10 protein-coding genes are annotated in these 12,860 nt (G+C 40.0%); 8 read left to right on the top strand and 2 right to left on the bottom strand.

The genetic code is table 11. The features are described 5' to 3' along the window. The first annotated feature begins 86 nt into the window (after window positions 1–86). From pulA to FD735_RS05435, 8 genes are all read left to right on the top strand, one after another. A complete protein-coding gene (gene pulA / locus FD735_RS05470) occupies window positions 87–2,372 on the top strand; it encodes a type I pullulanase (RefSeq protein ID WP_139658678.1) in 2,286 nt (761 codons plus the stop codon). A 197-nt stretch (window positions 2,373–2,569) separates the two neighbouring features. Next, on the top strand, window positions 2,570–3,994 hold the full coding sequence (locus FD735_RS05465) for an NADP-dependent glyceraldehyde-3-phosphate dehydrogenase (RefSeq protein WP_139658677.1): 1,425 nt from the start codon (window positions 2,570–2,572) through the stop codon (window positions 3,992–3,994). A gap of 272 nt (window positions 3,995–4,266) precedes the next feature. Further along, complete coding sequence (gene glgB, locus FD735_RS05460; protein ID WP_139658676.1) at window positions 4,267–6,162, top strand: 1,4-alpha-glucan branching protein GlgB; 1,896 nt, start codon at window positions 4,267–4,269, stop codon at window positions 6,160–6,162. A 157-nt stretch (window positions 6,163–6,319) separates the two neighbouring features. Continuing rightward, entirely contained in the window at window positions 6,320–7,462 is a 1,143-nt protein-coding gene (locus tag FD735_RS05455) for a glucose-1-phosphate adenylyltransferase (protein ID WP_000787250.1), read from the top strand. Further along, window positions 7,452–8,591 (top strand): glucose-1-phosphate adenylyltransferase subunit GlgD, encoded by a 1,140-nt coding sequence (gene glgD, locus FD735_RS05450; protein WP_000687055.1) that lies wholly within the window; start codon window positions 7,452–7,454, stop codon window positions 8,589–8,591. The genes FD735_RS05455 and glgD overlap by 11 nt, the downstream gene beginning before the upstream one ends. Then, window positions 8,588–10,021, top strand: coding sequence for a glycogen synthase GlgA (gene glgA, locus FD735_RS05445; RefSeq protein ID WP_139658675.1), 1,434 nt, complete (start codon window positions 8,588–8,590; stop codon window positions 10,019–10,021). The genes glgD and glgA overlap by 4 nt, the downstream gene beginning before the upstream one ends. Window positions 10,022–10,079: 58 nt before the next feature. After that, a complete protein-coding gene (gene serB, locus FD735_RS05440; RefSeq protein WP_139658674.1) occupies window positions 10,080–10,724 on the top strand; it encodes a phosphoserine phosphatase SerB in 645 nt (214 codons plus the stop codon). Between the two features lie 8 nt (window positions 10,725–10,732). Continuing rightward, window positions 10,733–11,848, top strand: a complete 1,116-nt coding sequence (locus FD735_RS05435) for a glycerate kinase (RefSeq protein WP_139658673.1) — start codon at window positions 10,733–10,735, stop codon at window positions 11,846–11,848. Here the strand turns inward: FD735_RS05435 and FD735_RS05430 are convergent. Together FD735_RS05430 and FD735_RS05425 are read right to left on the bottom strand one after the other, a co-directional pair. Beyond that, a complete protein-coding gene (locus FD735_RS05430) occupies window positions 11,845–12,291 on the bottom strand; it encodes a DUF1694 domain-containing protein (protein ID WP_139658672.1) in 447 nt (148 codons plus the stop codon). The genes FD735_RS05435 and FD735_RS05430 overlap by 4 nt on opposite strands. Window positions 12,292–12,365: 74 nt before the next feature. Further along, window positions 12,366–12,836 (bottom strand): hypothetical protein, encoded by a 471-nt coding sequence (locus tag FD735_RS05425; RefSeq protein ID WP_139658671.1) that lies wholly within the window; start codon window positions 12,834–12,836, stop codon window positions 12,366–12,368. Between the last annotated feature and the right edge of the window lie 24 nt (window positions 12,837–12,860).

The following is a 12,860-nucleotide window of genomic DNA, read 5'->3' as shown; positions in this document are numbered from 1 at the left end:
ACTATTCTCTATTGTGCTGAAATTCCCGTTAAAACCTTCAGCATGACTTAAAAAATTAAAATTGAAATTAGGAATTAGGAAAAGAAATGTATAGATACCCTGTAGTCATCCATTTTCACCGAAAGAACGGGGATTATGATGCTTGTTCATTCAGTAGAAAACAGGCAGATGTTAAAGAAAATTTGTATTATGAAAATGACTATTTTGGAGCAAAATTCTCCTTTACAGTCACAAGTGCAGAAAGGCTAGATACTTTGGTCTTTTCTGTCGAAATAGATGGAAAAACAAAAGACTATCTCCTACGGTTTAACTATTATCCACTGTTGACTGAGGTTTGGATTTTGGATGGTGATGAGACGGTTTATTATTCTGAAAATCCAGCCATTGCAAGTCCTTGCTATAAAGATCGAAACCCGTTTGCTTTTGATAAAGCCTTTCACAGTGAAAGTTTTGATCACCATTGGGGATACCAAGGAGAGTTGGGCTATAGTATCTCTGACTACCAGACAAGCTTTAAACTCTGGGCTCCAACAGCTACAGCAGTTCAAGTGGTCGTTTATGAAAATACAAGTAACGACGCGCCGATTTGGAAAACCTTTAATCTTGAGCGTGGGAATAGCTATTCATATAGTCATAAGTACAATACCATTGGTGTTTGGAGTGTAGACCTGGATGAAAATCTTGCAGGTAAAGCCTATCAGTATCAGATTGAGTTTCCGCACCACCAGACCTTGATACGAGACCCATACACTATCGCTACAAGTCCTGATGGGAAACGTTCTGTCATCCTCTCTCAGCAAGATAGACAGGTAGAAGGATTTAAAGTCAAACATGGGACAGACGCCCCTTGGCGTTTGGAAAATCCATGTAAAGCCGTTATCTGTGAGATGCATATTCGTGATTTTACAAAATCGCCGACATCTGGAGTTCCAGAAAACCTTCGAGGGACCTTCCTTGGGGCTGCGCAGACAGGAACGATTAACCAGTATGGTCAAGCAACAGCCTTTGATTATATCAAAGAACTCGGCTGTAATTATGTTCAACTCCAACCAATCTTTGATCGCCATAAGGAATATGACGAGGACGGGAATGTAACCTATAACTGGGGTTATGACCCTCAAAACTACAATGCGCCAGAACCAAGTTTCTCTAGTAATCCAGATGATCCTGGACAGGTTATTCGAGACCTCAAGACCATGATTCAGGCTTATCATGATGCAGGAATCGGTGTCATTATGGATGTCGTTTACAACCATACCTTTTCAACGGTCGATGCACCTTTCCAAACAACTGTTCCTGATTATTACTATCGTATGAATCCAGATGGAACCTTCCAAAACGGCACTGGTGTAGGAAATGAAACCGCAAGCGAACACGAAATGTACCGCAAGTATATGATTGACTCACTTCTTTATTGGGTGAAAGAATACAATATTGACGGATTCCGTTTCGACTTGATGGGAATTCACGATGTTAAAACCATGCAGGCAATCCGTTGGGCACTTGATGAAGTTGATCCTCGTATTATCACCTATGGAGAAGGCTGGGATATGGGGACAGGTCTTGCACCTTATGATAAGGCCAAGAAGGATAATGCCTACCAGATGCCAAATATTGGATTCTTCAACGACAATCAGCGTGATGCCATCAAAGGAGGAGAAGTTTATGGCTCAATTAAAGCAGGATTTGTTAGTGGTGCAGCTACAGAACCGATTGTAGCCAAAGCTATTCTTGGTAGCCGAGAGTTGGGTTCATATCTTAGTCCAAACCAAGTACTTAACTATGTGGAAGCCCATGATAATTACAACTTGCATGATTTGTTAGTAACCCTTCATCCAGATCATAGTTCAGATAAGATTATGCGACAGGTCGAGACAGCAACAGCGATGAGCATTCTTATGCAAGGCATGTCCTTTATAGAGCTGGGTCAAGAATTTGGACGCACCAAACTCCTTGCTACAGGAGAAAATGGCGAGCTGACTCCGGCAGATAGAGAACGGGCCATGAATAGTTACAATGCTCCAGATAGTGTCAACCAGGTCAATTGGGATTTAATCAATGAGAGACAAGAGAGCATTGACTTTATTCGCCAGATTATTCGCCTAAAAACACAAAGGCGTGCTTTCTCTTATCCTACATACGAAGAAGTTTATCGTCATGTCTTCGTCCATACGGCTGCTGAAAATAGTGGATGGATTGTTTACGAAATTCACGGTGGAGCAGAGCACTTATTGGTGGTATTCAATGCCAAGGGAACTTCCTTCTACTTTGAAAATGCAGGAAATCTTGAAATGCTTGTGTCCAATAGTCGTTCTCAAGAGTCTAATGTGATTGATGATATCAGCGTTGCAGTCTTGAAGGTACTTTCATAGTAAATGCCACAAAAAGGTTTAGTTAACTCTAGACCTTTTTTGATTTTTATTGAAAAACCAATATCTAATAGGAATAAATTTCAAATAATTTGAAGAATCAAGTTTGTGAAAAAAATATCAATATTTTCCAAAAAGGGGTTGTAATTTTCTGAAAATTTGATAAAATAAGTTTTAATCATTTTCAGGAGGAAGAGAATTTGACACATTATCAGAATTTAGTGAATGGAAAATGGAAATCATCAGAGAATGAAATTGCCATCTATTCTCCCATCAATCAAGAAAAGCTAGGTACAGTACCAGCTATGAGTCAGGCTGAAGTAGATGAGGCTATGAAAGCAGCGCGTGCAGCTCTCCCAGCATGGCGTGATTTAGCACCAGTTGAGCGTGCAGCTTATTTGCATAAGACAGCAGACATTTTGGAACGAGATAAAGAAAAAATTGGTACCATTCTTGCCAAAGAGGTTGCAAAAGGAATTAAAGCAGCCATTGGAGAAGTAGTACGTACAGCAGAATTGATTCGTTTTGCTGCTGAGGAAGGTCTCCGTATCACTGGACAAGCAATGGAAGGTGGCGGTTTTGAAGCTGCAAGTAAAAACAAACTAGCCGTTGTCCGTCGTGAGCCAGTTGGAGTTGTGTTAGCTATTGCGCCATTTAACTACCCAGTCAACCTTTCTGGATCTAAGATTGCTCCGGCATTGATTGCCGGAAATGTCGTTATGTTTAAACCACCAACACAAGGATCTATTTCTGGTCTTTTGTTGGCTAAAGCATTTGACGAAGCCGGAATCCCAGCAGGTGTCTTTAACACCATAACTGGACGTGGTTCTGAAATCGGAGACTACATCATCGAACACAAGGAAGTAAATTTCATTAACTTTACAGGTTCAACACCGATTGGGGAGCGTATTGGTCGTTTAGCTGGTATGCGCCCAATTATGCTGGAACTTGGCGGGAAAGATGCAGCAATTGTTTTAGAAGATGCAGATTTAGAAAATGCAGCTAAGCAGATCGTAGGTGGTGCCTTTAGCTACTCTGGTCAGCGTTGTACCGCTATCAAACGTGTTTTGGTTGTGGAAAGCGTAGCAGACAGATTGGCTGAATTGCTCCAAGCTGAAGTTACTAAGCTAACAGTCGGTGATCCATTTGACAATGCAGATATCACACCTGTTATTGATAATGCTTCAGCTGATTTCATCTGGGGATTGATTGAAGATGCTCAGGAAAAAGGAGCCAAAGCGCTCAGCCCAATCAAACGTGAGAACAATCTCATTTGGCCAGGACTTTTTGATTATGTCACAAGAGATATGAAATTAGCCTGGGAAGAACCATTTGGACCTGTTCTCCCAATTATCCGAGTTGCAGATGCTAACGAAGCACTAGAAATTGCTAATGAATCAGAATTCGGTCTTCAATCTTCAGTCTTTACAAATGACTTTAAGAAGGCGTTTGAAATTGCTGAAAAACTTGAAGTGGGAACCGTTCATATTAATAATAAAACACAACGTGGACCAGATAATTTCCCATTCCTTGGTGTAAAAGGTTCTGGTGCAGGAGTGCAAGGAATTAAATATAGTATCGAAGCGATGACAAATGTCAAATCCATTGTTTTTGATGTGAGATAATTTATAAAATCAGGAAAATAACTTCCTGATTTTATTTTTTTCAAAATAATACAGTAAAAAATTGATAAAAAACGAATATTCTGGTATTATAATAAAAAAATATATGGAAATTGTTTCGTATTCTATTTTCAGTATATCTTTTTTAAAATGCTAGGTAATTTTTTGATGGCTTTCATAAAAAAATATGATTTCCTTCGTAAATTACTTGAAAGTTATCTTAAAAGAGTGTATAATAGAATTATAGAAAACGCTTACAAAAGAAAGGGGATTCAATGAATAATCAAGAAGCATTAAGAACCTTTACTACAGGTGAAAACTTTCACCTCCAGCATTATTTAGGAGCGCATAGAGAGGAGAAAAACGGAGAAATAGGCTATACCTTTAGGGTTTGGGCACCAAATGCACAAGCAGTTCATCTAGTTGGTGATTTTACTAATTGGGTTGAGAATCAAATTCCTATGGTTCGTAATGAAGCAGGTGTTTGGGAAGTCTTTACTAGTCAGGCTCAGGAAGGTCAGATTTATAAATATCATATCACGCGTGCAAATGGTCACCAGATTATGAAGATTGATCCGTTGGCAGTTTATTTTGAAGCTAGACCGGGTACAGGAGCAGTTCTGACCAATATCCGTGAAAAGAAATGGAAAGATGGTCTTTGGCTAGCACGTCGCAAACGTCTGGGATTTTTCGAGAGACCAGTTAATATATACGAGGCCCATGCAGGATCTTGGAAGAGAAATCCAGATGGTAGTCCCTATACTTTTTCGCAACTGAAAGACGAGTTGATTCCATACTTAGTTGAGATGAACTATACACATATTGAGTTCATGCCTTTAATGGCTCACCCACTTGGATTGAGCTGGGGCTATCAGCTTATGGGTTACTTTGCTTTTGAACATTCCTATGGCAGACCTGAGGAGTTCCAAGATTTCGTTGAAGAGTGTCATATAAATAATATCGGTGTTATCGTCGACTGGGTTCCAGGTCATTTCACTATTAATGATGATGCCTTGGCATATTATGACGGTACACCAACTTTTGAATATCAAGACCACAACAAGGCTCACAACTACGGATGGGGTGCGCTGAATTTTGACCTCGGGAAAAATGAGGTCCAGTCTTTCTTAATTTCAAGTATTAAATTTTGGATTGATTTTTACCACTTAGATGGTATTCGGGTCGATGCAGTGAGCAATATGCTTTACCTAGATTATGATAATGCTCCTTGGACTCCAAACAAAGACGGTGGAAACCTTAACTATGAAGGTTATTATTTCCTTCAACGTTTAAACACAGTGATTAAGTTAGCTCATCCAGATATCATGATGATTGCAGAAGAAAGTTCATCAGCAACAAAGATTACTGGTATGAAAGAAATGGGCGGCCTTGGATTTGACTATAAATGGAATATGGGCTGGATGAACGACATTCTCCGTTTCTACGAGGAAGATCCGATTTATCGCAAGTATGACTTTAATCTTGTGACTTTCAGCTTTATGTATGTTTTCAATGAAAACTATCTCCTACCTTTCTCACATGATGAAGTGGTTCATGGCAAGAAGAGTATGATGCATAAGATGTGGGGAGATCGCTACAATCAGTTCGCTGGTCTGCGTAATCTCTACACCTATCAAATTTGTCATCCAGGTAAGAAACTCTTGTTCATGGGTAGTGAGTACGGGCAATTCCTAGAATGGAAGTCTGAAGAGCAGTTGGAATGGTCTAATCTAGAAGATCCGATGAATGCCAAGATGAAGCATTTTACTTCTCAACTCAATCAATTCTATAAAGACCATCGCTGTCTTTGGGAAATTGATACTAGTTATGATGGTATCGAGATTATCGATGCTGATAATAGAGATCAGAGTGTCCTTTCCTTTATTCGTAAGGGCAAGAAGGACGAAATGTTAGTCTGTGTCTTTAATATGGCACCAGTTGAACGTAAGGACTTTACGATTGGTTTACCTGTTGCAGGTATTTACGAAGAAGTTTGGAATACAGAATTAGAAGAATGGGGAGGTGTGTGGAAAGAACACAATCAAACAGTTCAGACTCAAGAAGGCTTATGGAAAGATTATGAGCAGACTTTGACCTTTACCTTGCCTGCCATGGGAGCAAGTATCTGGAAGATCAAGCGTCGTTTGAAACCAGCTAAGAAAAAAGAATAATGAGCTGTTGATTACAATTTTTTAGATTTTAAAAACGGATGTACTTGTATTGGACTTGAAACACAAGAGAAATGGATTTCCTATTATTTTTATAAAAGTTTGACTTCCGACCTTCCTTCGATTTTAACGTTCACATGTCTTTATAAAGGAGTAGAAAATGAAGAATGAAATGCTAGCTTTGATCCTTGCGGGTGGGCAAGGAACACGTCTCGGAAAACTCACTCAAAGCATTGCCAAACCGGCAGTGCAATTCGGTGGGCGCTACCGTATCATTGACTTTGCTCTTTCCAACTGTGCAAACTCTGGAATCCATAATGTTGGTGTGATTACGCAATACCAACCTCTTGCTTTGAATAACCATATCGGAAATGGTTCTAGCTGGGGATTGGATGGTATCAATTCAGGTGTCTCTATTTTACAACCTTATTCAGCCAGCGAAGGAAACCGTTGGTTTGAAGGGACTAGTCACGCTATCTACCAAAACATTGACTACATCGACAGTGTTAATCCTGAGTATGTTTTGATTCTTTCTGGTGACCACATCTACAAGATGGACTACGATGATATGCTTCAGTCCCACAAGGATAACAATGCCAGTTTGACAGTAGCTGTCCTAGACGTACCTCTCAAAGAAGCTAGCCGTTTCGGTATCATGAATACAGATGCCAATAACCGTATCGTTGAATTCGAAGAAAAACCTGCGCAACCTAAGTCTACAAAGGCTTCGATGGGGATTTATATTTTTGACTGGAAACGACTTCGCAATATGCTTGTTGCTGCTGAAAAGAGCAATGTGGATATGTCAGACTTTGGGAAGAACGTTATCCCTAACTATCTCGAGTCTGGTGAAAGTGTCTATGCTTATGAATTTAATGGCTACTGGAAAGATGTTGGTACGATTGAGTCACTTTGGGAAGCTAATATGGAGTACATTTCGCCAGAAAATGCCTTGGATAGCCGCAATCGTCAGTGGAAAATTTACTCTAGAAACTTGATTTCACCACCAAACTACTTTGGTGCGCATGCACACGTTGAAGATTCATTGGTCGTGGATGGCTGTTTTGTAGATGGAACTGTAAAACGTTCGATTCTTTCAACAGAAGCACAAGTACGTGAAGGCGCTGAGGTCGTTGATTCTGTCATCATGAGCGGAGCTATTATTGGCCATGGCGCAAAGATTACTCGTGCTATCATTGGTGAGGGTGCCATTATTGCTGACGGCGTAGAGATTGACGGAACGGACGAAGTACAAGTAGTAGGATACAATGAAGTAGTGGGGGTAGCAACAGATGAAGATTGATAAATATTCAGCCATTTTAGGAAACACAGTTGGTTTTCATGATATGTCAACGTTAACAGAACACCGTCCGGTGGCTAGCTTGCCTTTCGGTGGGAAATACCGTTTGATTGACTTCCCCCTTTCCAGTCTTGCAAATGCAGGTGTTCGTAGTATCTTTGGTATTTTCCAACAAGATAATATCAGCTCAGTTTTCGACCATATCCGTTCAGGTCGTGAGTGGGGCTTGTCAACCCTTCTAAGTCACTACTATCTAGGAATTTACAATACTCGTGTTGAAAGCAGTACAGTTGGAAAAGAGTATTACCAACAGCTTCTCACCTACTTGAGACGTTCAGGTTCAAACCAAACCGTTTCGATTAACTGCGATGTGCTGGTGAATATTGACTTGAATCAAGTCTTCCACCTACACAATACAACAAATGGTCCGATCACAGTTGTATATAAGAAACTTCCGAAGAAAGACATTTCAGATGTGAATGCTATCTTAGAAATTGATGAAACTGACCATGTTCGTTCGCACAAACTCTTTGATAACAAATCTACGGATGAACTCTTCAACATGTCTACAGATATCTTTGTTGTGGATACTCCTTGGTTGATTGAACGACTTGAAGAAGAAGCTCAGAAAGAATATCCTGAAAAGTTACGCTATGTTCTTCGTGATTTAGCTGCAAAAGAAGGAGCTTTTGCTTACGAATACACAGGCTACTTAGCGAACATTCATTCTGTTCAGTCCTATTATCAAGCAAACATCGATATGCTTGAATCTAAAAAATTCTACTCTCTTTTCTCACCAAATCAAAAGATTTATACAAAAGTTAAGAATGAAGAACCAACCTACTATGCGAATACTTCAAAAGTAAGAAGTTCTCAGTTTGCTTCTGGTAGTATCATTGAGGGTGAAGTAGTTCAGTCAGTCCTATCTCGTAACATTTATGTTCACAAAGATAGTGTGGTGAAGGACAGCATTCTATTCCCTCGAGTTGTGATTGGTCAAGGTGCCCAAGTTGAATATGCCATCCTAGACAAAGGAGTTGAAGTTGCGGACGGTGTTGTCATTCGAGGCACAGCAGAACATCCAGTTGTAGTTAAGAAGGGTGAAACAGTAACAGAGGACATTTATTCATGAAAATTTTATTTGTAGCGGCAGAAGGAGCACCCTTTTCAAAAACAGGTGGTTTGGGCGATGTTATTGGCGCACTTCCCAAATCACTTGTAAAAGCGGGGCACGAAGTTGCAGTTTTCTTGCCTTATTATGATATGGTAGAAGCTAAGTTCGGAGACCAGATAGAGGATGTTCTCCACTTTGAAGTTAGTGTAGGATGGCGTAGACAGTACTGTGGTATTAAGAAAACGGTTTTGAATGGTGTAACCTTCTACTTCATTGATAATCAGTATTATTTCTTCCGTGGTCATGTCTACGGTGATTTTGACGATGGTGAACGCTTTGCTTTTTTCCAACTGGCTGCTCTTGAAGCCATGGAACGCATCGGCTTTATCCCTGACCTTCTCCATGTTCATGATTACCACACAGCCATGATTCCCTTTTTGTTAAAAGAAAAGTACCATTGGATTCAGGCTTATCAAGGAATCAGAACCGTTTTAACCATTCATAATTTGGAATTTCAAGGTCAATTTTCTGAAGGAATGTTGTGGGATTTGTTCGGTGTTGGGTTTGAACGCTATGCTGATGGAACGCTTCGCTGGAATGATTGTCTCAACTGGATGAAATCAGGTATTCTCTACGCGGATCGTGTCTCAACCGTTTCCCCTAGCTATGCGCACGAGATTATGACCAGTCAGTTTGGTTGCGGTTTGGACCAGATTCTTCGGATGGAGTCAGGTAAGGTTTCAGGTATTGTCAATGGTATTGACGCAGATCTTTATAATCCTCAAACAGACCCACTTTTAGACTATCATTTTGATAAAGAAGATTTGTCTGGAAAAGCTCAAAACAAAGCAAAATTGCAAGAGAGAGTTGGGTTGCCTGTGAGAGCAGATGTTCCGCTAGTTGGGATTGTCTCTCGTTTGACACGCCAAAAAGGTTTTGATGTTGTTGTAGAAAGTTTGCATCGTTTCTTACAGGAGGACGTTCAAATAGTCCTTTTAGGAACAGGAGATCCTGCTTTTGAACATTCCTTCTCCTGGTTTGCGCAAGTCTATCCAGACAAGCTATCAGCAAATATCACTTTTGATGTCAAACTTGCTCAAGAAATCTACGCAGCTTGTGATCTCTTCCTCATGCCAAGTCGTTTTGAACCATGCGGCTTGTCTCAAATGATGGCGATGCGCTATGGAACTCTACCATTGGTTCATGAGGTTGGTGGACTAAGAGATACAGTTCAATCCTTCAATCCAATCGAAGGAAGTGGAACTGGATTTAGCTTTGATAATTTAACACCTTACTGGCTTAACTGGAGTTTCCAAACAGCCTTGGATGTTTATAAGTACCAGCCAGAAGTTTGGAGAAATCTACAAAAACAAGCTATGGAATGTGATTTCTCATGGGATACAGCCTGCAAATCTTACCTGGACTTGTACCATAGTTTAGTCAACTAATAGATAAAATCGTATGATTCTTTCATACGATTTTTGGGCTGTTTAGAAAGGAAAGTTTATGTCTCAAGTAAAAGGCTTGTGTGTCATGGATGTTGACGGCACCCTGATAGCAGAGGAAGTGATTGATCTTTTAGGAAGAGAAGCAGGTTGCGAAGAAGAAATATCGCAGATTACAAGCCATGCAATGCGAGGTGAACTGGACTTTGAAACAAGCTTACGAGCGAGGGTAGCTTTGTTAAAAGGTCTTCCGGTCTCGGTTTTTGATACTGTCTTCAAATCCATCCATCTGTCCAAAAATGCTCAAGAATTTATCTCCGTACTTCAAAAGAAGGGTATTCTAGTCGGTCTAGTGTCTGGTGGATTTGCACCAATAGTTGAGAGATTAGCAAAATCCCTTGGTATCTCCTATTTCTCTGCCAACCAGTTGGAAGTCAAAGACGGTTTTTTAACAGGTCGACTAGTTGGTGAAATTGTGACAGGTCAAGTAAAACAAGATACGCTTAAGAAATGGAGAAAGGAATCAGGACTTTCCAAAGAAAGAACGATTGCCATCGGTGATGGCGCCAATGACCTCTTGATGTTGAAATCAGCAGGACGTGGTATTGCATTTTGTGCCAAAGAGGTCGTAAAATCCGAGATAGCTTGTCGTGTAGATACGAGGGATTTTTTGGAAGTTCTACCTTTGATTGATTTCTTAGAATGAGAGGAACTATGAAAATTGTAATTGCACCCGATTCTTTTAAAGAAAGTTTGACGGCAGAAGAGGTCGCTCAAGCTATAAAAAGGGGCTTCCAAAAATCGATAGCAAATGTAGAATGTCTGCTTTGCCCTGTAGGTGATGGCGGGGAAGGAACTGTAGACGCTATCCGACATTCTCTTGAACTAGAAGAAAAATGGTTCCAAGTGACAGGACCTTTTGGCCTAAAAGAAGCCATGCGCTACTTTTATAAAGATCAAATAGCGCTCTTTGAAGTTGCTGACTTGGTTGGTCTTGGAAAGATTCCGCGGGAGAAACGAAATCCCCTTCACATCCAAACCAAAGGTATCGGAGAGTTGATTCGCCATCTCGTTGATCAAGGGATGAAAGAAATCTATATCGGAGTTGGTGGTACGGCTAGTAATGACGGCGGGATAGGTATTGCTGCTGGTTTAGGTTATCGTTTTTATGATAAGAGTGGAAAAGAATTGCCAGCTTGCGGTCAGACTTTGCTTGAATTCGAGTCAGTTTCAAATAGCAAGCTGTATAGGATTCCTGAAGATGTGAAAATCCGCATTTTAGCAGATGTCGCGAGCCCTTTATGTGGTCATCAAGGGGCAACCTATACATTTGGAAAACAAAAGGGCTTGGATCCTGCTTTGTTTGAGACAGTAGATTTGGCTATACAGCGGTTCTATGAAAAATTTTCACCAGCAATCCTCTCTCTCAATGGAGTAGGAGCTGGGGGTGGGATTGCGGCTGGGCTCTGTGCCTTTGCTGAGGCCAGTATCGTATCTGGGATTGATACTTGCTTGGATTTGATTGGCTTTGACAGGAAGGTTGCAGGGGCAGACTTGGTTATCGTTGGAGAAGGTAGACTGGACAGTCAAAGCTTTGTTGGAAAAGCTCCTATCGGTGTAGCAAAAAGAACTCCTGAAGGAGTTCTAGTTATCGCTATTTGTGGTAGTCTTTCTGAGGATTTACCTTTCCTACCATTCGAAAATATACAAGCAGCCTTTTCCATTTTAGAGAAAAGTGAATCTTTGGAAGACAGTTTGAAAAATGCAAGTCTCTATTTGGAGCACACAGCTACTAATATTGGTCGTTTATTAAATATGAGAAATCATTAACCAAACCATTTCTTCCAAATAGATTTTTTAGGAGCCTCTGCCTTTTTCTCCTCCCAAAGACTTGAAAATGCAAGTCTAAGGTCCTTTTCTTCTACTTGAACAGGTTCATTTGTATGAATGACCAGACCGAAAGGAGAGGTGATATGATTGTCTGAAACAATAGTCGCCTGACAGTTGCTTTCCTTTGCTTGCTTTAAGTAAAAGACCTGTTTGTCAAACTCGATATTTGGTGAGATCTTCACAAAAAGTATCTCTACCTTTTCTTGAAAACTTTCTAAAATAGAGAAAAATCCATGTTCTAATTCAGAACTATTGGCAGTGCTGATATCCGCGTAGCCAAGAACTCTTTCCTCAAAAGTGCCGAGATAGCGGCGTTGTTCGTCAGGGTTTAATTTCGGCCCGCCATGGGCTTTTTCAAGTAGTTGTTTTGATAAATCTGTCATAGATTGATTTTACCATAATTCAAGTTGAATTCCAAAATAAAATCTCCTTCAAAATATGAAAGAGATAAGATGATCTAGTTATTTTTCTTTACGTAATCTACAATGTCTGCAACCTTTTTATCAAGATCAGCAAATACAGTGAAATTTTTAGAAATCAAGTATTTATTAAGTTCTTCTTTGCTTGAACCTGTTTCAGAACTCCCATCTGCGTTATTAATTAAATATGAACCATTTGCATAGAGGATGACATTGTCATCAGAAGGAAGTTGAATGGTATAAGAGCCACCACTATCTTTTGAGACAAAACTACCGTCAGTACCATGGTACTGATAGGTCTTGTCGTTGTCAAGATAAATAATTGATGAACCATCTTCTTGTAAAAATGTAAAATCTTTACCGTTTGTCCCAATTACACTACCATCAGTATAAGTAATAGTTGAAGTACCATCACTGTTCTTCTCTACAACCTTACTACTATTATTAGCACAGGCAGTAAGTAAAATAACTGATATAAATAAAACAATTAATAAGAATTTCTTCTTCATTTTTGATCTCCTTAATATTTTTCT

This window comes from Streptococcus sp. 1643, assembly GCF_006228325.1.
In the GTDB taxonomy this organism is placed as follows: domain Bacteria; phylum Bacillota; class Bacilli; order Lactobacillales; family Streptococcaceae; genus Streptococcus.
This window is presented reverse-complemented; position numbering and strand designations above follow the sequence as displayed.